Source organism: Edaphobacter sp. 4G125 (assembly GCF_014274685.1).
GTDB lineage: Bacteria > Acidobacteriota > Terriglobia > Terriglobales > Acidobacteriaceae > Edaphobacter.
The window spans coordinates 856,987-880,592 of the sequence record NZ_CP060393.1; the positions used below are offsets into that span (position 1 = coordinate 856,987).

The 23,606-nt window shown below is 52.7% G+C and carries 16 protein-coding genes; 7 read left to right on the forward strand and 9 right to left on the reverse strand.

The window, feature by feature from the left end:
* Positions 1-18 precede the first annotated feature (18 nt).
* Together H7846_RS03480 and H7846_RS03485 are read left to right on the forward strand one after the other, a co-directional pair.
* A complete protein-coding gene (locus H7846_RS03480) occupies positions 19-1,110 on the forward strand; it encodes a SurA N-terminal domain-containing protein (protein ID WP_255460825.1) in 1,092 nt (363 codons plus the stop codon).
* Positions 1,111-1,273: 163 nt separating this feature from the next.
* Positions 1,274-2,272: a Gfo/Idh/MocA family protein gene (locus H7846_RS03485; protein WP_186695148.1), complete on the forward strand. Its 999-nt coding sequence runs from the start codon at positions 1,274-1,276 to the stop codon at positions 2,270-2,272.
* A gap of 117 nt (positions 2,273-2,389) precedes the next feature.
* On the opposite strand, the gene H7846_RS03490 is transcribed toward H7846_RS03485, so the two are convergent.
* Entirely contained in the window at positions 2,390-3,559 is a 1,170-nt protein-coding gene (locus tag H7846_RS03490; protein ID WP_186695149.1) for a DUF5715 family protein, read from the reverse strand.
* A gap of 169 nt (positions 3,560-3,728) precedes the next feature.
* On the opposite strand from H7846_RS03490, the gene H7846_RS18095 reads away from it, so the two are divergent.
* Positions 3,729-3,986 (forward strand): PGPGW domain-containing protein, encoded by a 258-nt coding sequence (locus tag H7846_RS18095; protein WP_370561334.1) that lies wholly within the window; start codon positions 3,729-3,731, stop codon positions 3,984-3,986.
* 12 nt (positions 3,987-3,998) lie between these two features.
* Here the strand turns inward: H7846_RS18095 and H7846_RS03500 are convergent, their stop codons facing one another.
* Positions 3,999-4,922, reverse strand: a complete 924-nt coding sequence (locus H7846_RS03500) for a CHAD domain-containing protein (protein ID WP_186695151.1) — start codon at positions 4,920-4,922, stop codon at positions 3,999-4,001.
* Between the two features lie 53 nt (positions 4,923-4,975).
* Here H7846_RS03500 and H7846_RS03505 point away from each other — a divergent pair, with 53 nt between their 5' ends.
* From H7846_RS03505 to H7846_RS03515, 3 genes are all read left to right on the forward strand, one after another.
* On the forward strand, positions 4,976-5,608 hold the full coding sequence (locus H7846_RS03505; RefSeq protein WP_186695152.1) for an LPS-assembly lipoprotein LptE: 633 nt from the start codon (positions 4,976-4,978) through the stop codon (positions 5,606-5,608).
* A 435-nt stretch (positions 5,609-6,043) separates the two neighbouring features.
* Positions 6,044-6,382, forward strand: coding sequence for a PadR family transcriptional regulator (locus H7846_RS03510; protein ID WP_186695153.1), 339 nt, complete (start codon positions 6,044-6,046; stop codon positions 6,380-6,382).
* Positions 6,375-7,064: an Ig-like domain repeat protein gene (locus H7846_RS03515; RefSeq protein WP_186695154.1), complete on the forward strand. Its 690-nt coding sequence runs from the start codon at positions 6,375-6,377 to the stop codon at positions 7,062-7,064. Before H7846_RS03510 ends, H7846_RS03515 begins: the two co-directional genes overlap by 8 nt.
* Before the next feature lie 148 nt (positions 7,065-7,212).
* On the opposite strand, the gene H7846_RS03520 is transcribed toward H7846_RS03515, so the two are convergent.
* The 7 genes from H7846_RS03520 to H7846_RS03550 all read right to left on the reverse strand — a co-directional run bounded on the left by H7846_RS03520 (position 7,213) and on the right by H7846_RS03550 (position 19,494).
* A complete protein-coding gene (locus H7846_RS03520; protein ID WP_186695155.1) occupies positions 7,213-7,962 on the reverse strand; it encodes a hypothetical protein in 750 nt (249 codons plus the stop codon).
* 205 nt (positions 7,963-8,167) lie between these two features.
* Positions 8,168-8,566, reverse strand: a complete 399-nt coding sequence (locus tag H7846_RS03525; protein WP_186695156.1) for a hypothetical protein — start codon at positions 8,564-8,566, stop codon at positions 8,168-8,170.
* A 37-nt stretch (positions 8,567-8,603) separates the two neighbouring features.
* Positions 8,604-9,752 (reverse strand): NHL repeat-containing protein, encoded by a 1,149-nt coding sequence (locus H7846_RS03530; protein ID WP_186695157.1) that lies wholly within the window; start codon positions 9,750-9,752, stop codon positions 8,604-8,606.
* A 249-nt stretch (positions 9,753-10,001) separates the two neighbouring features.
* Entirely contained in the window at positions 10,002-12,905 is a 2,904-nt protein-coding gene (gyrA, locus tag H7846_RS03535; protein ID WP_186695158.1) for a DNA gyrase subunit A, read from the reverse strand.
* Between the two features lie 195 nt (positions 12,906-13,100).
* Positions 13,101-15,194: a GWxTD domain-containing protein gene (locus H7846_RS03540; protein ID WP_186695159.1), complete on the reverse strand. Its 2,094-nt coding sequence runs from the start codon at positions 15,192-15,194 to the stop codon at positions 13,101-13,103.
* A 428-nt stretch (positions 15,195-15,622) separates the two neighbouring features.
* Positions 15,623-16,108 carry a TlpA family protein disulfide reductase gene (locus H7846_RS03545; protein WP_186695160.1) on the reverse strand — a complete coding sequence of 162 codons (486 nt, stop codon included), beginning with the start codon at positions 16,106-16,108 and terminating at the stop codon, positions 15,623-15,625.
* A gap of 17 nt (positions 16,109-16,125) precedes the next feature.
* On the reverse strand, positions 16,126-19,494 hold the full coding sequence (locus H7846_RS03550; protein ID WP_186695161.1) for a TonB-dependent receptor: 3,369 nt from the start codon (positions 19,492-19,494) through the stop codon (positions 16,126-16,128).
* Between the two features lie 488 nt (positions 19,495-19,982).
* Between H7846_RS03550 and H7846_RS03555 the strand changes: the two genes are divergently transcribed.
* Positions 19,983-23,588, forward strand: coding sequence for a TonB-dependent receptor (locus H7846_RS03555; protein ID WP_186695162.1), 3,606 nt, complete (start codon positions 19,983-19,985; stop codon positions 23,586-23,588).
* Positions 23,589-23,606 lie beyond the last annotated feature (18 nt).

A 23,606-nucleotide genomic window follows, 5' to 3' on the forward strand; every position in this document is an offset into this window, starting at 1 on the left:
ATTGAGGAGATTTCGCAAGTGAAGAAAATCTGGACTTCAGTAGTGAGTGCGACTCCGATGCGTTGCATGGCCCGCGTGTCGCGCCCCATGGCCCTGGTTATGGTCACCGCGCTGGTGGGTTGCAACCATGCGCACAATGCCGATGTAATGGCGACGGTCAACGGCAAGGCAATCATGAAGGCCGAGCTGGATAAGTCCTATCAATCACAGCTTGGCGATACTCCGCAGCAGCAGCAGCCCACACGCGAACAAGCCGACTCGTTGCGGCTGAATGTTCTGCGGCAGCTCATCGATGAAGAGATTGTGGAACAGCGCGCCGCCAAGATGAACCTGACGGCGACCAATGAAGAGGTCGATGCCAAACTGACGGAGATGAAGGCCCCCTATTCCGAGGACCAGTTCAACGAAAAGCTGAAGGCCAGCAATCACACGTTGGACGACGTGAAGCACGACATCCGGCGGACTCTTACGATCAATAAGCTACTCTCAAAAGAGATCGACTCGAAGATTACTGTAACCGACAGCGATGTATCGAATTACTTCAATTCGCATAAGGCTGAGTTCAATCTTCTGGAGACTCAATATCATCTTGCGCAGATTCAGGTCACCAGCGTTCCTTCGGACCAGCCAGGCAATCTGCAGAACAGCAAGGCCATGAACGACGCCGAGGCTAAAAAGAAGATTCAGGCGCTGAAGAACAGACTTGATAGTGGAGAGGACTTTGCAGCCCTTGCGATGAACTTCTCTGAACGCCCGGAGACCTCCTCCAGTGGTGGAGACATCGGCTTCGTAGCCGAATCGCAGATGAAGGGTGACCCTGCAGTTTACAGCGCAATCATGAAGCTTAAACCCGGGCAGATCACCGATATTTTGCCCTTGCTCGATGCGCAGACGAGAAAGCCGGCAGGATATGCCATCTACAAGTTGATCTCGCGGGAACCTGCGGGCCAGCGCGAATTAAGTGATCCGCGCGTGCAGCAGGCCATTCGGCAGCAGCTTCGCGATGCTCGTTCACAGCTTCTGAAGAGCGCTTACTTTGAGATGTTGCGCGATCAGGCTAAGGTCGAGAACTTCTACGCCGAACAGATCTTCAAGAACGAAGCTCACTAACGAAATCAACTCTACGAATTGTTGAAAACCTTGTTAAGGGCACGGCTTTCGTCGTGCCATATAGAGCATCGGAAGAGGGGCTTTAGCCCCTGCGGTACTTGTTTCAAAAGATTCAGTACTTAGCCTGTTGGAGCTGCTTCTTCTGGCGCTCAGGGGGATTTATATGACTGCAACGATTCGTTTTGCAATCCTTGGCTTTGGGTTGCATGCCGTCCGCAGGCTACTTCCTGCATTTGCTCAGTCGGAGAAGACGCGCCTGGTCGGGATGTGGCGGCGCGATCAGAATGCAGCCCAGAAGAACTGCGCGGAATACAGCATTCCGTACTGCTTTGCCTCGGCGGAGGAGCTTTGTGCTTCGCCTGAAGTCGATGCGGTCTTTATTACCTCTCCGGATGCGATGCACTATGCGGATACGTTGATGGTGATTCGTTCCGGCAAAGCCGTACTGTGCGAAAAGCCTGTTGCGATGAACGCGGCTCAAGCTCGCGAAATGGCCGAGGCCGCAAAGCAGGCTGGCATCCTCTATGGAGTCGCGCAGAACTTTCGCTACAACCGCAGCCTAGCCTGGATGCGTGAGCAGATCCAGATGGGGAAGATCGGTCAGCCGCAATTCGCACGCGCCGAGTTCGATTATCCTGCCGACCGTGCTCCTCGCAAGTGGATCAAGGACCCAAACCTCGCTTGCGGAGGGCCTATCGGCGATGTTGGCGTGCATTGCATCGATGCTCTCCGTTATATCCTGGGCCAGGACGTAGAGAGTGTAAGCACGTTGGCAACGAAATCTGCTACGGAAGACCAGGTGGAAGCAACAGCCATGTTGCAGATGCAGATGACTGGAGGTGTGCTGGCCAGTGTTGCCGTTAGCGCGCGAACTCCTTATCGCACCCTGGTTGAGATTACTGGAAGCGATGGTGTGCTGATCGCAGAGAATGGGCTTACAGTCGACCGACCCATCGAGATCGTATTGCGTCGGGCGGGTGAGACGGTAGAAACCATGACGATCTCCAACTCCGATGCGTACTCCCGTATGCTCGATAGCTTCGCGGGAGCAATGCGGGGAAGCGAACCTTTTGCTGCAACGGGAGAGGACGCCGTACACAATATGTTGGCTCTCGATGCCGCCTTCCGTAGCTGGAAGACCGGTCAGCGCGAGTTTCTATAGAACGAGCTATTGTCCCTCTAAAACAGAGGTGTCATCCTGAGCGTAGCCGCAGAGTCTGCCTAACGGGGAGGATCTGCTTTCGCTATGAGCCTTCTATAAGAAAGGCAGAAGGATTCTCTAGTCGATCGCCGCAGCCAGCGCGCTGGTGCCTCCATGACGTTTAGAAGCAATGCTGCGCCGTGGAGCTCCGGTTGAAGGCATGTATTTCTTATAAACACTGATGTGGAAGCAAGCCTGCTGAAACTCTTCTTCGACATCGATGCGTCCCTGTTGAATCAGCGGTAGAAGATAGCCGCGCAGCCATGCAATTTCTGTAAGCGAGAGTCCATGCTTGGCGATATCGACGGCCTGTCCAGTCAGATGAGGTGAGGCTGTTTCACCCTCAGCGGGAGCGGCGTTTCCGTTGGTGCGCATCAGCCGCTGTTGAAACTCGACTGTGCGAACAGCGGAGTTGACCTGGAGTGGGGTGTGGAAGCGCGCGTAATGAGCCCGAGCCAGCGTCGACAGAAACTGTGCAGTCCACGGACGGCTATAACGGCGATTCCCCGGTAGGCGATCATCCACCGTAAGGGCGTGGCTTACCGGAAGGCTTACCAGCAGGTGCTGCTCTCTCATTCGAACGAGATCATTGTCGTCCTGAATTCTCTCCAGGCCATCGCGGTCGGCAACGACGTTCTGGCGGACCAGGATCTCTCGCGTTCCCTTCAGCGGCGGAGGAACCACCAGCCGTCCGCGCTTGTTGTACAGGGTAGGCAGGATGATCGGAGTGGAAACCTCATTCGCAACATTCTCTGAATCAGTCCCGGATGGCTGTTCGCTTGAAGCGGATTGGATCTCTTTGGGAGAATCCGCCGGTGCTGAATCCGGCGCGCTCTTTAGTGCTTTGGAAGACGAGGTCTTCGGCGTCTTCGCGTGGGCATTGGCAGCTGCTACGAAATCCTCCGAGGTGGCTTTGCGATGCCTCTTCGAAGTCTCGCGCGACGAGACAGTTCTGACCTCTGTTACGTGCTTGCCACGGTGTGATTTTACGGGTGTCCGCTCTACTGCTTTTGCCTTATGGCGGTTATGCGCATTAACAGTTGTGGCTTTGACTTGCGGCTTTCGTCGCTTTGAGGATGCGCCTGTTGAAGTGGCAGAAGCAGTGGTTTTGCGGGCAGCATGATGCACCTTCCGCGTCGTGGCAGAGAGAGTCGCAGGCGTGAGGAGCAGCGATGCGACAGCCAACAGAACTGTAGTGAAGACGTTCGAGCGCATCCTGAATACTGAGGACGCGGAACGCCAGAGCATCTCCTACCTTATCGGGAACCCCTTCCGCACGTAAGTAATCAGGCGGGTTCCGTATACTCTTCGGTTAACCGAAGGTGCGCAGAGCGGTCTGGGTGTAAGCCGTGTTGCAGAGTCATCGGCCGACTGAAAATATTCTGATAATCCTTACTCCCCTGGCGTCTAATGCAGTATGGGAGCAGTGGGGGCAGGTCGGAACAGCTGGGCCAGGAAAGCAGGTGGATGGGGTCTGCTTGTGGCAGGTGTGGCTGGGTGCATCCTTCCTGTCATTCCTGGGATCCCTTTGCTGCTGGCGGGACTTATTATTCTCGCTCGCGATTATGCCTGGGCAAGGGCGGCACTTCGCAAGGTAAAACGTAAGGTCGTCTCAATGCGGCGCAGGACAAGAGTGAAACGAACCACGAATATGGTTGCGACGAAGGACATCTGAATCGGAAGATCCTTAGGGAAGCATGCGGTGCAGATGCTCCTTGTAGGCTGCAAGCGCGGCATGGCTTCGGTTCGATAGCTCAGTGACTAGAGGCGAAGATGATCCAAGCTCCTTCTTCGCAATTTCTGCAAGGACTAGCCAGTCGTGCCAGTCGCCTCCGCTCTGTTGCAGGTCTTCGAAGGATTGGGCGAGCTGGCGTGTTGCACGAGCCTTCTTCGGAGCATTCTCTGCGAGGTAGCGCGTGAGTTTCGCTACTTTGCGAATGTCGTGCAGATGATCGGGTGCGTCTGCTTCTCCATCGCTGACTACTGGCAAGTTAGTGTGGAACCAGTTCTTTGCAAGATTTTTGAGTTGAGCAGAGCTAAGCGAGAGAACCTCAGCAGACTTCAGAGCATCGAGCAGATCTTTCAAAAGAAGCGTTAGTTCAAGCTTTTCCTTCTGGAGTAGTCGGCGCAGCTTCGTTGCTGATCTTTTCCGATTCTTTTTGAGATTGGAGCGAAGGCTCTCGGAATCCTTTGTGATCTCTTGAGTTGGTTTCTCGTCTGCAATGGATTGGATGAGATCCATCTGGACGTCGAGGTCACGGACTTCGCCAGCGGCACGGCGAAGTTTTTTGAGGCTTCGCTTGGTTTTACGAGCCAGCTTTGCGTGGTCTGGAATACCGGGCAGGAGATCAAGCAGGGCAAGTTGTGCTTCGATGCGACGGGTGGTCGTGCGGAGACGGTGGACATGCTTGGTATTCGGGTCAACCAGACAGAGGGTGATAGCGGCTCCGAGCGTGGTGATGTACTCACGAAGAGTCCGGATGGGGTGCGCGGAGGTGGAAGAGGCCGCCATAAGCTTTGGATGCCGGACTTGACAAGGGGCAGGGGAACGAGGGAGCGTGGAAGGAGTATATCGCTGTTCCATCTGTTCTAAATGGCGGTTGATCGCCATTGTTTCTTTCCTGCCGGGGCCAAAGATCAGTTCAGATTATGGAGTCGAGGTCGATGAGTCGAGGCCTTTCTTTATTCCTTCTTGCAAGTGTCGTTTTTTTGAGCCAGAGCCTTCCGGCACAGACCGCCCGGAAGACCAAGGCTGCTCCGGCCAAGCCGGGGGCGGCGGCGTGGACGCCAGAGGTGCAGCAGTATCTCGGAGTTCAGCAGGGGAGCTTTACGATGGTGGGGCTGAACAAACTATCGAAGGCTCAGCTGGATGCGCTGGTGACGGCGGCGAAGAACAATGCCACCGATCCGCGAAGGCATGTTTTGACTTGTGCGATTCTGCCGGCGGATGGGGCGCGAGTTTTTCTGACGGTTTCGGGGGATGATGCGTCGGGGCAGCGGGCGTCGGAGATTCGCCAGGCGCTGGGCGGGGTGAATGGGGTGCAGCTAGTGGATTCGGCGGCGAATGCGGACCGGACGCTGCACGTCGTGATTCAGGAGCAGACGCTCGGGAAGAGGACGATCGGTTATACGGCCTCGTATGTGACCGGGACTCCTTGCACCGACGAGTTTCGCAAGGCGGATGCAGAGCTGAAGGGGCAGCTCGGAACCTATACCGATCCAAAGGGAACGGATCTGGCAAATGATCTGGCTCGGATGCTGGGGCAGGATCTTCGGGCGGCGAGAAGCGGACAGTAAGACCCCCTCCCCCCATCAAATGGTGCAAAGTATTCGAAGCAAATCACTTAAGCCAGGACTTCGTTAACTCTTTCTGTTGCAATACTTTGTCCGTAAATTATTGTAACAACGTGAGTTGCGGTAAAGAAATTCGAGGATTTCTCCACTGCGGCTTGTGGCCTTCGGTCGAAATGACACTTCTGAATAAGGCGGGCGCTACAGGCTGTGCAGTCATGGCGTGTTCAAGTCCACCTTCTTTTAATCATACAGAGTTCGGAGCATCGAATTGCAAATGGAAGTTGCTGGTGGGTCATGGTTTATCTGGGAATAGGGCTTGACAGCTTTTTAGGCATGAAAGAAAGGGTTGTCAGGAGGAGGTGAGTGGAGCTATAGTCGTTCATCGATATATCGATCATCGATTTATATTCACAAGACGATCGATACGAGAGTTGCGATATGCCCAAAAAGATTCTTGACCCTTTACCTTCGGCGGCTTTTCAGATCCTGCTGGCATTAGTGGATGGGGATTCGCACGGCTATGGGATTATGCGTCATGTTGCGGAGCAGACGGCAGGGCGGATGCGGCTTGGTCCGGGTACTTTGTACAGCTCGATCCAGAGTTTGCTGGAGGCGGGATGCATTGAGGAGATCGAGCGCGAGAGTGCGGACCGGCGGCGTTGTTATCGGCTGACTTTGGCGGGGCGGCGATGCGTTCGCGACGAGGTGGAGCGGCTGGAGGAACTGGTGCGGGTGGCGCGGTCGAAGAAGAAGCTTCTGGAGGGTGAGTATGTCTGAGCGAATCTATCGCGCGCTGCTACGTCTTTATCCCCGCCGGTTTCGCGCCCACTATGGCGAGGAGGCTCTGCAACTGTTTCGGGACAGGATGGAGGATGAGCGAGGATGGCTGCGACGCTCGCGGCTGTGGCTCGATCTGCTGCTGGATCTGGGAGCAATCCGGATTCGTGGGTATCGTGAGGCGACGGTGGTGGGCGCAGTGACTGTGGCGAAGCCGGGCGCGGGGATTCCTTCGTTTGCGAGCCTGGAGGTGCGGGCGCTGGAGACTCGTTTTCTGATTTGGGGCGGATTTCTGTCGGTGGTGTTCTGCGGGGCGGTTCTGTTTGCGCTACAGCATGGAGGAGGCCGACTGCCGCTGATGCATGCGATGGTCAACTCAAATGCTCCGGTGATCAAGGCGAAGGAAGTTCCGAAGATTACGTTCAGCTACGAACCTGCGGATGCCACCGGAGGCTCGATGGTGCGGCTGCATACGGTGGTGAAGGCCAACGGAGATGGTCCAGTGCCGACGGGGAAGGTGAACTTCCTGCACGGCTGGAATATCTTTGTGGACGGAAAGCTGGTGGATGGGACGGTCACGGTGGTTGCGAAGGTGCCCAGAGGGAAGAGGCTTCCCCTGAATGCACTTTATACCGGAGATATGAATTATGGCTCGGTGAGTTCGGTGGAGAAGGCGCAGTGAGTTGTGTGAGTTGCTCCGACTAAGGGCTTTCATCTCCGGCCCTTAGACTGCACTCAGGACAGAGCGGAACCCATTCATCGCTTTTCGCGATGAATGGGGCACCCGATTCGTGATTGGATTCAATGTATGGCCCACCCGCCCAGATCCTCTAATAGAGCTGTTGAATTGAAACCTGTGATCCTAATTTTTTTCTCAGTATCAGAGAATTTTCTTTAGTGATGGGATCAAATTCATAGAGTCTCACAATATTTGTTTTTCTGCCTGTGACTAAAAGAGCAATCTTGTCGTGACGAAGATTCCATGCGAGACTTCCAGGTTGAATCGAATCAGTTGGCTCTAAGAAACTTGATGACACTATTAGCGAGGAGTTGAACTTTTCGTCCATTATTTCGAGGCCAAGTTGTGACCAAAGCGCAATCTTGCCTTGTTCTCCAATCGCGAAAGAAGCAATCTGTCGATCGGAGAAAAGTTGTTCAGATTGCCCTGTTGACAAGTTCAACCTTTGCAAATGACTGGCGAGGCCCATCGCTTCACGTGTTACTTTGAGGTACAAAATTTGGTTGGCGCCAGTAATCGCCACAGGCCGAGTTACCCAATTCGGAAGCGTTTCCCATTCTGACAACTGTTTCCAGCCTAAAGTTTCGAGTGATAACCCCCAGATGCTTGAAGCATGTAGGTCTTGCGAGAAAAGCGTCGCGAGTACAACTGTGCCGTTAGGTAAAACGGAAACATCAAGGACACTGCACTTCCCACTAACTGGATTTTTTACGATTGACTCGCGTCCTCGAAACGCTATTCTTAGGTTAAGTTTTGAAAGATCAGAAATATCAGTTTCTGGAAGGATGCTTGCGGTTATGATGCTAATCTTTTCATCCGTTGCGATAGTAAAGCACCGCATTCGATCTCTAGCACTATCACCGCACAAGCGAGAGAGAGAACTGCGCGGAGCATCATAAACATATGCAGCATCGCTGCCCGGAGAATTTCCGAGAACATTTATGAGATAACGTCCAGTTCCGTGCGGTCGGTTGCAACCAAAAAAAAGCATAAAGAAACATGAGGCGACAGAGATAAGTATTCGTCGCCTCATCATATAGTTAATTTTAAAATTGGAAACAAATCGCAGTTATTATTCCCCCTCCGCCTGGAACATAAAACGATCCTTGACCAACGGGACATTGTGGTATAGCCCTATTCCAAATAGTAATGACGTTCCATATTACATCAGTTTCAGCCTTTGGATTATCACTTAGGCCGCCTGATCCAGTTATTCCGTCAATGTGGGGAATGGTTCCAGTGTTACCAGCACCTACTGGGCCAGATATATCTCCACTATAGGAAACACCTGGAACTGGAAACTGTGAATTGCCAATACCGCCGATTTGTTCCACGGTCTTTATTCTGACCCCCGTTGTGAAAGGCGGGTCCTCAAAACATCCGGTTGAGAACAGTAATGTAAATGACACGAATACAGTAGCAAATAAAACGTATCGTTTTCTCATGATGCCCCCTCCACCTGTTTTTTGATTCAGATATGAATTAATGAATGAGTGTCGAAACGACGTTATTGGTCATGTCAATGCGTCGAATCGCGTTATTGTTCTCATCCGCTACATACATGAATCCATTTGATATAGCGATAGAGGTGGGGTGAGAAAACATTGCTTGTGAGTTTGAACCATCTTGCAATCCGCCATTAGCTTGGCCCGCATAAGTAGACACATTTCCGGCAGGATCAATGCGACGAATACAGTTATTCAGAGCATCAGCGACGTAGGTGTTTCCATCGGCTGCGTTATACTTAATACTCAGTGGCATCGCAAATTCTGCTGAGTTTGCTGGACCATCAACGTAACCTTGAATACCATTTCCTGCGAATGTAGTTACGTTGTTCGATTGGTCAAGTTTTCTAACAACAAAATTGCCGCTATCTGTAAGTAGACTGCTATCGGGTGTAGCTGTCATGCTCGTTATTCCACGAAACAGGGCGTTTGCAAGGGGCCCGTTTAGATATCCCGGAGTATTTGACGAAATGACCGTTTGGACAGTGTTTCCAGTTATATCAACAGATCGAAGAGCATTATTGCCAAGATCGGCGATAAGTTGTCCCTGTAATGTATATGACGATCCAAACGAACTTGGATAGCTGAACCGTGCTTGTGCACCCGTTCCATCCTGATAACCAGATTGCCCTCCAGAAGAAGTGACTACACCGGTTGCGGGACATGTTGGAGGGACAAAAGGGTTTCCGATGCTATAAATTCTGCATATGCGGCGCACGGCATTATTACCCGCATCGACAACGATCAAATCAAGATTTACAGTCGGTGTGCAGGGAACACCTACACATCGTTGAATAAATCCCCAGCCGCTAATTCCCGTTGGAATGTTGAATCTAGCGGATGCTAACGTACCATCTTGATTGCCTGCGTTTCCATCGCCTGCGAGTATTTGCAAGCTGCCTGCGTTAAAGACGTCGATCTGGTTATGGCCGCTATCTGCAATGAATAGATAATTTGGATTTGTGGGGCTAATGTAAACGGCAGATGGCCGCAAAAGTGAGTTTGTTGTGTATTGAGCGTAAATAGGTATTGTGAATACCGCAGGCGAATTTTGTCCTCGGACGGTCTTGTAAGCAACTACTGAAGATACTAACAAGACTAGTAACGCAAGGCAGATTTTGCGCATAGTGGCAATCCTCTCTCGGAGTGATAGGAGACCTAGGATTATCCATGATGCAGCAGGACCTAACAATTACATCAGGCAGTGCAAAAATGAGTTGCACATAAGCTTTGTTTGCTTATTGTGATCAGTATTACCACAGGTTTATAGGGCGATATATTTTTTTGTGATTACAAAAATCGATTTTTCCCACATCGGGTGAGCGACAATTGGATCTCGAATATGCCAGACGGACTGATATTCATGCCCTGAGTTTTACTGCAATAGCATTCCCGTTTCTGGTTCCGTTTTAGCTTCCTCGGGTGGGATGACGACGGCGGCGGCTACCTTGTCGTCGGATTCCAGGTTGAGGAGTTTGACTCCCTGGGTGGAGCGTCCGGCGGCGCGGATGGAGCTGGTGTCGATGCGGATGATCTTTCCGAACTGCGAGATGGCCATCAGCTCGCTGGCGTCGTTGACCAACTGAACAGAGGAGACCTTGCCGGTCTTCGCCGTTGCTTTCATGTTGATGACGCCGGAGCCACCGCGGGACTGCAGGCGGTACTCCTCGACATTGGTACGCTTGCCGAATCCGTTCTCCGTCACAGAGAGGATGAGGCAGGGGCTGAGGCCGAGCTTCTCGTCGAGATCGTCGCGCTTCTCGTAGGCGGCGTCGCGTGACTTGCGGGCGGCCTTGACCTTGTCGTCCTCGGTTCCTCCGGCGGCCTCGCGGGCCTTGGTGAGAGCTTCGTTGACGGAGTCGATTTCGGCGCGGACCTTGGCGAGTTCCTTGATGAGGTTCTTTTCGGCGGCGAGCTCGTCGCGGCGCTGGGCGCGCTGCTCGGCCGAAGGCGTGACGGCGAGTCCGATGACGTAGTCGCCCTTCTTGAGGGTGATGCCCTTGTTGCCGGCGGCGTTGCGGCCCATGGGGCGGAGTCCGCCGGACTTCTCGGAGTCCTTGTCATAGAACTCGGAGAAGCGGACGGCCATACCGTCGTGGGTGGCGAGGAAGACGACATCGGAGCCGGAGGTGACACGGCAGGCGATGAGCTCGTCGTCCTTGTCGATGTTGATGGCGATGATGCCGCGGCTCATGACGTTGGAGAAGTCGGTGAGCGGGGTCTTCTTGACGGTGCCTTCGCGGGTGGCGAAGAGGATGAACTTGCCCTCTTCGGTGAGGTCGCGGATGCCGAGGATGGTGATGACCTTTTCGCCGGGCTGGAGCGCGAGAAGCGAGGCCATCGCCTTGCCCTTGCCTGCAGCTCCGACGTCAGGGATCTCGTAGACCTTGAGCCAGTAGACGCGTCCTGTATTGGTGAAGCAGAGCAGGTAGGCGTGGGTGGACTCGACGATGAGCTGGGCGACGAAGTCCTCTTCGCGGGTCTTCATGCCGAGACGGCCTGTGCCTCCGCGACGCTGCTGGCGGTAGGTGGAGATGGGCGTGCGCTTGAGGTAGCCGGTGTTGGAGATGGTGACGGCGACCTGCTCGTCGGCGATGAGGTCTTCGAGCTGGATCTCGGTGGTCTCGTCGATGATCTGGGTGCGGCGCTCGTCGCCGTACTTGTCGCGGACCTCTTCGAGCTCCTTGACGATGACGCGGCGGAGCTTCTTTTCGGAGGCGAGGATGGACTCGAACTCTTCGATGTTGTCGCGGACGTTCTTGAGCTCGTTGAGCAGCTCGTCGATGGAGAGCTGGGTGAGGCGATAGAGCTGCAGTTCGAGGATGGCGTCGACCTGGCGGTAGCTGAGGATCAGCGTGCCGGTGGTCGAGAAGGTCATGTCGATGGAGTACTTCGCGGGGTCGAGTTTGACGCCGGCGAGTTCGGTGCCGCGGAGGTTGATGCGTTTGTTGGAGAAGTAGCTGAAGAGGTTCTCACGGGCATCGGCGCGGCTGGACGACTGACGGATGATCTTGATGACGTTGTCGAGGTGGTCGAGCGCGATCTGATAGCCGAGCAGGATGTGCTCGCGGTCGCGGGCCTTGCCAAGCAGGAAGGCGGTGCGGCGGCGGACGACTTCGATGCGGTGCTCGATGAAGGCGCGGATGGCCTCGTCGAGTGGCAGGACCTTCGGCTGGCCGTTGTGCACGGCGAGGAAGATCATGGAGAAGCTCTCCTGCATGGGGGTGTGCTTGAAGAGCTGATTGAGGACGATCTGCTGCTCGGCTCCACGCTTGAGCTCGATGACGATACGCATGCCGTCGCGGTCGGATTCGTCGCGGACGTCAGAGATGTCGTCGATGACCTTTTCGTTGGCGAGCTCGGCGATGCGCTTGATGAGGTTGGCCTTGTTGACCTGGTAGGGGATCTCGGTGACGACGATGGCCTGACGTCCGCCGGAGATGTTCTCGGTGCCGACTTTGGCGCGCATGATGAAACGTCCGCGGCCGGTGGCGTAGGTCTGGGCGATTCCGGCGCGTCCGTAGAGATAGCCGCCGGTGGGGAAGTCGGGTCCTTTGACGTGTTCGAGGACGAGCTGAATGTCGCGGCGGTTGTCGGTCTTCTCCTTATTGATTAAGGAGATGGCCGCGTTGATGACCTCGGTGAGGTTGTGCGGCGGGATGTTGGTCGCCATACCGACGGCGATGCCGTTGCCGCCATTGACGATGAGATTGGGGATGCGCGCCGGGAGGACGGTGGGTTCTTGCGTAGACTCGTCGTAGTTGGGGGCGAAGTCGACGGTGTCGGAATCAATGTCGGAGAGCATCTCGCCGGCGAGGCGGGTGAGGCGCGACTCGGTGTAACGCATGGCCGCAGGTGGGTCGCCGTCGATGGAGCCGAAGTTGCCCTGGCCGTCTACGAGGGGGTAGCGGAGGGAGAAGTCCTGTGCGAGGCGGACCATGGCGTCGTAGATGGCAGAGTCGCCATGGGGATGGTAATTACCCATGACGTGGCCGACGACCTTGGCGGACTTGGTGTATTTTTTGTTGTACTGGAGGCCCATCTCCTGCATTCCGTAGAGGATACGGCGATGTACGGGCTTGAGTCCGTCACGAACGTCAGGAAGGGCACGTCCGATAATGACGGACATGGAGTAGTCGAGATACGACCGGCGCATCTCGTCTTCAATATTGATAGGGAGGAGCAGCGCCGCACCGGGGCCCTTAATTGTGCTGTCTGAGCCATTTGGGTTGTCGGGGTTGGAGCCGAGCGGGAGCTGGGGGTTCTGATCGTCTGCCATGATTTCTCTCTATCTATTATAGAGGGTCTTGTACGTCTCTGCCCCCCACGAAAGACTAGCCTGAAGGTGCTTGCGACGAGTCCTTGCGAGTGAGTGCGTCAGCAGCAGTCCCGAGGGGGAGGAAGGTACAGATTCCTCGACTCCGCTCCACTCGGAATGACACTTCTGTATTGGCCAAGAATTTGTTGATAAAGCCTAGTTAGAGATAGAGAGCTTTGCCGCTTGACGTTTATAGTCCTCTGCCTTAGCCGAATTACCTTGCCTGATATAGATGTCTGCGAGAGCAAGATACAGCTCAGAACTGGGGGGCTGAAATTGTAGCTCGTATTCCAGGATGCGGGTGGCTTGTGGGTAGTCGCCGATCTGCACATTCGCCTGTGACATTTGAATAGCCGTCTGCTGGCTAAGCTCATGATTCATCTGGAGTTTGTTCGAGAGTGCCGCGATCGTTTTAGAGTCACCGGTTCGTGCAAGGGAGTCGATCAGGAGCGTCAGGGCGGGAGCATAGCTGGAGTCGTCTTCTACAGAGCGCTTATACCATTGGATTGCGATTGGGGATTGTCCCTGGGCGGTCGCACTCAGACCGCGCTTATAGTCATCGATGGCGCTTCCGCGACGGCCGTCTGCTGTGCTGTCATAAGCAGTCCAAATATCGGTTGTTTGTGGGTCAGGGACGATGTGAAAGGCAAGGCTAGCGTAGGCTTTTTGTTGCGTTGTTTCATCTGTTGCCGTGATCACAACGCGATAATTGCCTGTCATCAGACCGTCTGTCGAGAGTGTTCGACCGGTCAGCATCGTACCGGAGGAGTCGAAGTTGGCGGCGTCTATTTCTTCATCTTCCTGATGAATCTGTTGCCCTGCCTGCATTGTGCCGTAGACATAATGCACTTTAATCTTGTGCCCGGTGAGGGAGCCGGGGTCTGCCGGTTTATTCCATATCTGGAACAGGAGACGCAGAGATTCTCCTACATGAAGAGAGACCTGTTGGAGGCCTTTGGGAGCAAAGCGCAGTCCCGAGAAACTGAAAGGGAGCTGTCCGGTATTGTCGTGAACCGGAGGTTGAGGGGAAAAGACGACGACTTTGCTGAGTGCTAACGTCTGCTGGTTTGGATCGGGTACGGAGACATCCGCTCGTTGACGAACCGCAAGATGATTGAGTTCGTTGGTGAGCGTCGTCTCGATTTGATACTCCCCAGGCACTAAAGGGAGTCTGCCTTCTGCAGCGAAACGCTTATTCTTCGCGACAGCTGCCTGCGCTTCATTGACAGCTGCTGCGAATCGATCGTTCTGCTCATAAACAAAAGCACCTGTATGGGTAAAGACTCTGGTACGCAGGCTGAGGGAATAGCCAATTCTCTTGTCTGGCAAGAGACCTACGATGCCAGTCTCAGGGCGTTCATACGCCATCAGATAATCGACAATCATTCGTCCATTCGCGTCGCGGAAGGCGGCGGATTGCAATGTGGCCGAGTTTTCTCCGAGAAAGATGCTGGTGGTGACGCGTTCATTTGCACGCCGTTCGGAGAGCATCTCTTTTGTAATGGGGTTGTCCGCCAGGCCTTTAATCGTGCTGAGCAATACATCCGATTGCATGCTCGGTGCGTAGTCTGAGAAGTTTACAGGCTCCGTGGGAATGAGAGAGAGGGTTGTGCGAGCGACTTCATCGCCAAGCGACCGCCGTAAGATATCGAGATTATTGGTCTGCACATTTTTCCCTTCAAGACCGGTTACCAGGCGAGTGGGCCCGTCCATGTAGGGCGAGTAAAGTGTGTAGTCCTCACCGATGCTGCGTTTGTAGAAGACGATGTAGAAGTGAGACGGCAGCGCAGGATTGGTAGCTTGATAGAACCATATCTGCAGAGGTCTTACATTTCGTGACTCAGGGTAGTTGGCCTTTTGTTGCGGCGGGCCGAGCACGATATAAATGTGCCCGCGATCCGTTCGCCATCCATCCTGCGCTCCGATATTGCCGAAATTCTGGTTGGCATAGGCCAGCCGCTCGTAATGCTCTTCCTTGTATGTATTGATCTCTGAGCCGGGCGTGGGGTTACGAGCCTCCCAGAATTGTTTAATGAAATTTTCCCGCTCATCATCCGTGGTTAGAGAAAGGAATTGTCTGCGTTCTTCCGTTTCGATGATGTAAGGGACTTCTTCATTGAGCCAATGCTTGAAGTGTGGGGAGAGGTTTTTTGCTGGATCCACGGCATGAAGCGAAGGGCTAGCAAACGGCAGGAGAAGAAGGAGGAGAGAAAAGAACTTCAGGCGAAAATACAGCGAGAAAAGTTGCAAGTTTGATCCCCTTCAATAACGGAGGGAGAGTGCGAACACACTCTCCCTCACATCGCTCAATCGATGAAGCTTATCCTAGTAGTAAGTGCATGATCCATTAGCGCAGACTGCCTCCGACCAACTCGCACAAACGCAAGCATCATCTCCCTGGGAGCATGCAGTACCGCATGCTCCGTAATTTACGTTAATGTAATACCCAGTGTTGCGTATGCCACCCATATAAACTCTTGTGCAACTGGTGGTGTCGTAGTAACCGACTGCATTTGTAAATGTTGCATCATCATAGTACGTGATGTATGTAGCGCAAAAAGGAGCGGTGTATGCTTTGGGCGGTTTAATAAATACGGAGGCTGCAAGGAAGATCAAAAGAGTGAGTTTAGCGGAAACCCTAGCGATGTATTTCACATTGAATCTCCTAAATGTTGAGGTTATAAGCCAATTTGTTTGAAGACTTCTTTTTCTGTTGTAGGAGACAGTCGTCCTACCCAAGCATTTTTCACTTTCCCGGTTTTATCTACCAGCATTAATGTAGGAGTTCCAGTTGTTTCCTGTAATAGCTGTGGTGCACTAATTACTTCCGAAATAGGAATTTGATGTTTTGCGAGATATTCTCGCGCTACATCTTCCTTTTGTGGGAAGGCGGCTATAATCGGGGTTTTAGGATGTGCTTGTACAAGTCTTTTATAAAAGGGCGTACTAGCTATGCAATATTGACAGTCGGTGGAAATAAATAAAATTAGCGTTCGATCCGCCTGAAAGGCGTGATCAGCGCCGAGATTAATATGACGACCAATCACTTGTTGGGAGGCGGAATCTTTAGCACCATTGAATTGGTTATATAAAAATCCGCCTCCTACCAAAAGAGTTACAACGAGCAAAACAACGTTTGTAATAGTTTCGAGTTTGTTTTTCAACTAGGTCCCCTAGCCTGCTAGAATTCAAACCGCACCGAACCACGAGCATAGAACGGAGTTTGAAAGCCTGTAGGACGGTTATAGTCCAAGTTCAAAGCTGGTGGGACGCCAATAAAAGAGCCAGTCGTCTGTGTGTACTGGACGCGGCCGGTCTGAAATTGGCTATTGGTTACGTTGAACATATCCATCGCTAATTTCAGACGATAGCGCTCCCAGCGTGATCCCAACGGGACGTTGTAATCCGTATGTAAATCGAGCTGCATCGTTGACGGTGTACGTCCAGCAGCGCCACGGCCGCCGATTGGTATCTCGCCCTGGTTGAGATAAGCGGGATGATCTCCAAGGATACTTAGCGGAACTCCTGCCTGTCCGCGCCATCCTGCGCCAAGAGTCAGACCTCGCGCACCATGGATAAACGGTGTGTCGGAGCCGACGTTGTAGCTCAGGAATAGATTGCCGACAGTACGACGGTCGGTACTCAGATAGCCGGGGGTGAATTGATCTCCCAGGAGGTTCAGCTTGCCAGCCGTGAAGTCAAACAGCGAGCTGATTCCCGGGTCGGACTGGCCATTGTCATTACGGTATGCGCCCTCGTAGTTGCCCCAAAGGTTGCCCCAGCGGAAGTTGATGAGAGCAAGCCAGTGATTGCTGAAGCGCTTGTCGACTTCGAATTCGACAGCGTTATAACGTCGAATGGGATTTACGAAGCCGTCGGGTTGACCATCTGCTCCGTTTTTTCCAGGTCCCGGCCCATCCATCGTGGCGAGGTTCAAGAAGCAGGCTCCGCCAACGGGGTTGTTCCTTCCGTCGATGAATGGCCCACCCACCCCAAAGAAGGTATCGTTCGATGCGGTGCAACCGGTGACAGGAGCCTTGTAGGTGGAGGAGCTCGGGTTTCCTCCAGGGTTTGCAGCCAGGAACTGTGCCTGCGTGTAGGTCACTTCCTGCTCATTAATTGCAATATCCGTACTTTTATTTGGATTGGAGATACCTCCGTTGAAGTTCGAAGTCATCGTAGATCCTTCTACGGACTGCGAGCCGATGTCCTCAATGATTCTGGGAAGTCGACGGTCGGTATAGCGCGCTTTGACGACGATGGTCGGGGTTAGCTGACGCTCTACGCCGAGCACGTATTCATCTTCATACTCTCCCTTTGTTCCGGGGATGATGCCTTCTCCGGTTGAGGACACGAAGCTCGGAGCTCCAAACTTCGAGACGACTCCACTGGAGCTTGTTGATCGTGGCAGGCCATTCAGGGTATGCGCCGCATCCGGGATGATTGTGATGGACCCATCGGAGTTGATGACGGGAGCAAATGCATAGCTGGTGTCGTCCTGTTCGTTGCCGAGCTGGCGAATCGCTGCATCCAGAGGCATTGCCCAATAGTTGCGACCAAAGTTGAAGAAGAGTTTGCTCTTGTGGTCTCCCACGGGATCGATGTTGATGCCGATACGAGGCGACCAACTTCCTGTGAATGTGTACGATAACAGGGTTCCTGCAATTCGCTCCTGTTCCCAACGGACGCCTGCATTGATGGTGATGAAGCGATTCATCTGGTAGACATCGTTTCCATAAGCCGTGTGATATCGGCCGGTCGCATTTACCAACAAGCCTTGATAGGTGCCGCGGTTGATGGAAGCAAAAATCTGCTGACCGTTTTTATTGATGGGACATTGTTGGCAAGTTCGATCTGTCGTCGTAAGCGTCGGATCGGTGTTTGCTGCGGAGATTCTAAACAACGCATTGGTCATCGCGCCGATTGCGCGAGCAGGGATGTTGGGAAAAAGCGTGGACAGAGTCTGACCGTTAGCATTCTGATTCGGGATTGCGAACAGCGCGCCCGATCGTGAAGGCTCATCGAGGAAATTTGTGTGGTCGTAGGCATATCCGGCCGAGAAGGTGTGCTGGCCGAAGAACGAAAACATTTTAGAAGTGTTGACGGCGATGCTGTACGTGTTGTTCTTCGAGGGTTCATAGGCGCCAAGCCCGGAGATTATGGAACCGGTAGGCTGGGGTAGCGAATTGCCGCTTGCGTCAGTAATACCGTAATCGGTTGTCGCGGGGTATTCATTGAAGTGGTTGTAGTTGTAGGCGTACGAGACATCCGCCTCCCAACTACTGGTAATGGCATGGTTGAGACGGGCAATGGTATTCCGCGAGCCAAACGTCCAGGAACTGGCAGTTGTGTGTGGGAAGAGCGAGGAAAGACCGTTGATGCCTACGGCGAGAGGTTGAGCATTGTGCCGGGACGGGTCGCCGAATGCGGATGCTTCAAAAGTGGTCGTAGGTCGGATTTTATAGGTTAGCTTGCCTGCCCAGCTTACGGTAGTGGTGCTGTATTGCAGTGCTCCCAATGCAACTGAAGGAGTAGGAGCATTCGGATTGGCCCGCATGATGTCCTGTCTCAGTCCAGGATTGAATGCGCCGAAGAAGAACAACTTATCTTTGAAACCAGGAACATAGCCGCCAAGCTCGACTGCTGCATCATACTGCGGGCTGGAGAGCGTCGAAGGCGGAGTCGCCTGCCGATAACCGAATTGGTAGTACTGGTAGCGACTGGCGTACCAGGCTCCAGGGCCGAAGTAGGCAGCTATCGCACCGTGGTATTGATTTCCGCCTGACTTGGTGACGATCTGGACGATTCCACCCGTAGCCTTACCGTATTGCGGCTCAAATGCTGTAGTCTTTACGTCGACCTCTTTGATAAAGGCAAGGTTAATGCCGGTGCCAAGTGCTCCATGGTAGCGGTTATAGGTTCCAATGCTTCCAAACGCCTGGTCTGTAATCGTGACTCCGTCAACGACATATAGATTTTCAAGTCCTGAGGAGCCGCCAATCGAAGGATTGGACTGGCCCGGGCCGATCTGACCGGGAGATCCAGCAACCTGACCAGCAGCGACGCCGGGAGCAGCATAGAAGATTGCCGAGACGTTACGGGGCATTGGAACGCTGTTGTAGAAGGTGTCCGTCAGATTGGAGGTAATCGCCGTGGACTGAGTGTCGATGGCGACAGCCGAGGCCTGGACCTCAACAGTCTGGCCGAGGCTACCTACCTGCATCGTAATGTTCAGAGTCGAAGACGAGTTGACCACGACTTCGTTGTGCTTGGATTCAAGCTTCATAAAGCCGTCTTTGGTCACCGTTACGTCATAGAGGCCGGGAGTGAGACCGGCAGTACTATAGCGGCCTAAAGAATCGGTTGTTAGAACACGAGTACCCTGGGGGCCCACAAGCGTTACTGTCGCACCTGGGATAACTGCACCTGAGACATCGCTAACTGTCCCATTTAGGCCACCGGTAATGGAAGTTTGTTGTTGGCCCGCCATTGTGATGACGAGCAATATGCTGGCAGCCACCCATCCTGCCATCCTTCGCAAGCTCTTCATTTTCCCTCCGTGCGTCAAAACCTCTTTTTACTTTTCGCGCGACCCTATTTATCTGAGTAAGTAGCCGCAAATCTTTCTAAAGCAAGAAGACTCGGAGATTACGTCCGCACAGAGGTGCAATTCGATCACCAAACAAAAGCCTCTTCGGTCTACGCGGCTATGTGGTTGAAAAGCAAATATAAGTAAAACTTATTTATGGATAACTACTTCAGAGGGGAGTGGAAGTCATCAATAAGATATGAAATTTGGGATGAAATGCTTTTTTAAGGGATGAATTAACAGATTTTAATTGTTAGGACACGAAGGGATTTTGGGTGTAAGTGAAGGTAAGTCGTTGGTTACAGTGGCGCTTATTACATTTATGGAATCTCTTCAGGAAATGGTCATCAGATTGCCACAGGAGCTTCGGAACGTCATGCTCAACGCCAGGTAACTACATCTCTGTGGAGAGATAGGCTGAGGAGCGGCGTAAAGGAGCTTCAACTTCGATGAAGAAATTATTTGGACTTGCGATGATGTTGCTGGCAGTAGTGAGTCTTGGTTTTGGACAGGTCATTTCGACAAATGGTGGCGCGATCCAAGGCTCAATTACGGATTCCAGCGGGGCGGTAGTTCCTAATGCAAAGATAACGATTAAGAACGCTGATACCGGATTTACACGTTCACTTACGACCGATGCTGCGGGATATTACAGCGTAGGCCCCTTGACCTCGGGTAACTATCAGGTAACCGTGGCATCCGAGGGTTTTCAGACATTAACAACCAAAACTGTAGTCCGAACAGGAACTGCAACCAGTGGTAATTTCAAGTTGTCGATCGGTTCATCAAGCGTGACTGTTGAGGTTGATGCCGGAACTGTGCAGGTCAACACTGAGCAAGCGGGTGTAAGCGACGTTATTACGAAACAGCAGATTGATTCTCTGCCAGTCAATGGGCGAAATTTTTTAGATCTGGCACAGATTGAACCAGGTGTAATTCTGCAGAGCGGTGAATCATTCGATCCCACGAAAGCAGGCTACTCTGCGATTTCAATCAGCGGTGTTTCTGGACGCACGACTCGTATCTTGCTTGATGGTCAGGACATTACAGATGAAACAGTTGGAACGACGATCTTTAATGTTTCTCAGGGATCTATTGGCGATTTCCAGCTAAATCGTTCAACACAGGATGTGTCCGGTGATGTAACTTCGACAGGCCAAGTCCTGGTTTCAACGAATTCCGGAACGAATGCATTTCATGGGCAAGCTTTTTACTATTTTCAAGATCATAACGCTCTGTTTGCGAGAACTGCGGGTGGTTTAGATACACCGTTTCAGCGGAATCAGTTTGGTGGAAGTATTGGTGGCCCGATCATCAAGGATAAGCTGTTCTTTTTTGGCAACTCTGAACGCATCAAGCAGGAGTCGCCGGTTTCCATCACAATGGCGCCGGTTTTTTCTGCAATTCAGGCAGCTCATCCTTCGATTCCATCACCTTATCGTGAGACGTATTCCACGGTTCGTCTCGACTATAACGGTCCATTCCACGGCCACTATTTCGTACGTGGAAATTACAACGTCAACCTCTCTAGTTCGAACTTTGGTGCGGGTTACCAGATTTATAACAATCGCGACAACACACCGGGTCTTGCCGGTGGAGCAGATTTTGCAACTGGCCACTTTACCCACTCTTTCCGCGCAAGCTATGAGAAATTTCATAACCTTCTTGTAGATGGAACCACGGGAAACTCGAGCGTGTATAACGGATTTCCAGGCCTGAATTTTCGTCTTGCAAGCGCTGGTCTCTATTCTGGTCCGAACGTTGACGCACCGCAGAATACTTATCAATCGGATAAGCAGTTTCGTTACGACGGCAGCTGGACTAAGGGGACCCATAACATCCGCTACGGATATAGTATGAATCGTATCCTTGGAGGCGGATTTGCGAGCTTCTTTGGGCTTGCCCCCCGAGCTACGATGACTGCGGCCACTTTGTTGGCAAACTGTGGAAACGTCGCTGGAGCTGGACCATGCGCCTCCGATCCATTGAACGGGTACTCGCTCTCGCGGGTTACGTTGGGCAATGGTGAGGGATTCTTTACTGAAAATCCAGGATTCAAATTGCCGGGTGGAGGTACTGAAGACTGGCGTCAAGGTGCTTATATTGCAGACAGCTGGAAGATAACACCCAGCTTTACCCTGACTGCCGGAATTCGGTGGAGCGTCGATACAAATCGGGCGAATCAGGATTTGCCGACTCCATTGTGCTCGGATGTCGATCCCTCTCTTCCTTCTCCCTGCTCAGGGAATCAACCATTACTTGACCAATTCCAGGCTGGATTTGGCAAAAAAATTCATCAACCCTGGACCAATTTTGGACCGCAAATTGGTTTTGCGTTTAGCCCTGGCGACCACAAGACAGTCTATCGCGGAGCATTCGGTATCTTTTATGAGAACGATGTCTTCAACAATACGACGAATGCACGTGCAGGCTTGATCACGAAAGGTCTCTTCAATAACTTTACCTCGATCTGCGGTGGAACCACTACGTTGACCTTGCCAGATGGAAGCGTCGTGACAGGCGATGGCGGTGTTTCGATTGCAACACTCTGCTCGCAGCCCCTTAGCCAGTCTGGCCAGCACTTCATCAATATTCAAAAGACCTACCAGGCCGCGACAGCAGCTGCTGGGCCAGCGAGCAATCCCAATTATGTTGGAAACACACTGACGATTGCTAACGTCTACGGAGCCCCGTATCGTACGCCCTATGCTGAGCAGTGGAACGCCGGTATTCAGCGCGAGATAGTCCGTGGCGGCGTCCTGTCGGTTGACTATGTACATAATTCAACGCTAAAAATCACTCAGCAGATCGATGTGAACCATGTCGGAGCTGCCCGTACCCTCAATAAGGCAAACGCCACAGCAGCAATCACGGCAACGGCAAATAGTTATGCAACTTCTTCAGGTGCGACACCATGTGCCGGAATGTCGGGATCCAACGCGATCAATTGCGTGATCTCGAGTGGTGGCACGATTGTTGATTTTGCACATAACGGTCTCGATTCAGGAAATACCTTTCTAGGCAGCAATCCTGCAGCCTATGCGGGGAAACCCGGTGCCGCATTTCCTGGCATCAACCCTCTGCTCGGCCAGGGGTTGTTCCTGCTTCCGGCTGGTCGTTCTGGTTATGATGCGTTGCAGGTTGTCTTCCGGCAGCAGGCAGCCCATCCAGCTCCTGGAATTGTGAGTTCAAATCTCCAAATTTCGTATTCTCTTTCCCGTATTGTGAGCACGGCGAATCCGGGTATAAACAATGGCAATACGGGCGTGGGAGACCAGTTCTTCTCATCGCCTTCTTATGACTACGATCATCCGACCCAGTACATGGGCCGCAATGGTTTGGATCATACGCATCAGATCTCATTCGGCGGATCGGCAACTTTGAAGTATGGCCCGCAGGTCAGTCTTATTGGTCACTTCTACTCGGCAGCAGCGACTGATCTGAACTTGGATAACGGTGGAATTAGTGGTGACTCTACGGCAGGTATCTTTATGTCTGACGTCACGGGCGATGGAACAATTGGCGACCTCGTCCCTGGAACGAATCCCGGCTACTTCATGCATGAGTATAAGGGTAATAACCTTAACAAACTGATTAACCAGTACAACGCTACCCATGCTGGGCAGATGACGCCCGCAGGTCAAGCGCTTGTAAATGCAGGACTCTTTACCCCGGCACAGCTTTCGCAGCTCCAGGCGGTTCAGCAGCCAATTGCTCCAGTAGCTGAAGCCCGTGGACCAGAAAATGCATTTTATCGCAACCTTGACGTTAGCTTTGCGTACCCGATTCATTTGAGTCGGTTACGTGAAGGCATGTCCTTGGTTCCAGCAATTGCGTTCTACAATATTGGAAACTTCTCCAACTTCAAGAACTACAACAACGGAACTCTTGCCAATACGACGACTGCATCAGGGGGAGCTGCGGCATTGAGTGGCTTGCTTAACGGTCCGAATACTTTCGCAGATCACGATCTGAATCGCTCACAGCGTGGATCGGGTACGTCGAATATTGGCGGACCTCGTACAACGGAGTTTCAGTTGAAGCTGAACTTCTAACCTGATTCTTTAGTAAAC

What these genes read in the sequence shown, in the direction of transcription:
- H7846_RS03490 (WP_186695149.1), bottom strand. Translation starts at nt 3,559, where the DNA reads ATGCTCTGGCGTTCCGCGTCCTCAGTATTCAGGATGCGCTCGAACGTC.
- H7846_RS03500 (WP_186695151.1), bottom strand. Translation starts at nt 4,922, where the DNA reads ATGGCGATCAACCGCCATTTAGAACAGATGGAACAGCGATATACTCCT.
- H7846_RS03505 (WP_186695152.1), top strand. Translation starts at nt 4,976, where the DNA reads ATGAGTCGAGGCCTTTCTTTATTCCTTCTTGCAAGTGTCGTTTTTTTG.
- H7846_RS03555 (WP_186695162.1), top strand. Translation starts at nt 19,983, where the DNA reads ATGAAGAAATTATTTGGACTTGCGATGATGTTGCTGGCAGTAGTGAGT.
- H7846_RS18095 (WP_370561334.1), top strand. Translation starts at nt 3,729, where the DNA reads ATGGGAGCAGTGGGGGCAGGTCGGAACAGCTGGGCCAGGAAAGCAGGT.
- H7846_RS03515 (WP_186695154.1), top strand. Translation starts at nt 6,375, where the DNA reads ATGTCTGAGCGAATCTATCGCGCGCTGCTACGTCTTTATCCCCGCCGG.
- gyrA (WP_186695158.1), bottom strand. Translation starts at nt 12,905, where the DNA reads ATGGCAGACGATCAGAACCCCCAGCTCCCGCTCGGCTCCAACCCCGAC.
- H7846_RS03520 (WP_186695155.1), bottom strand. Translation starts at nt 7,962, where the DNA reads ATGCGGTGCTTTACTATCGCAACGGATGAAAAGATTAGCATCATAACC.
- H7846_RS03525 (WP_186695156.1), bottom strand. Translation starts at nt 8,566, where the DNA reads ATGAGAAAACGATACGTTTTATTTGCTACTGTATTCGTGTCATTTACA.
- H7846_RS03530 (WP_186695157.1), bottom strand. Translation starts at nt 9,752, where the DNA reads ATGCGCAAAATCTGCCTTGCGTTACTAGTCTTGTTAGTATCTTCAGTA.
- H7846_RS03485 (WP_186695148.1), top strand. Translation starts at nt 1,274, where the DNA reads ATGACTGCAACGATTCGTTTTGCAATCCTTGGCTTTGGGTTGCATGCC.
- H7846_RS03510 (WP_186695153.1), top strand. Translation starts at nt 6,044, where the DNA reads ATGCCCAAAAAGATTCTTGACCCTTTACCTTCGGCGGCTTTTCAGATC.
- H7846_RS03550 (WP_186695161.1), bottom strand. Translation starts at nt 19,494, where the DNA reads ATGAAGAGCTTGCGAAGGATGGCAGGATGGGTGGCTGCCAGCATATTG.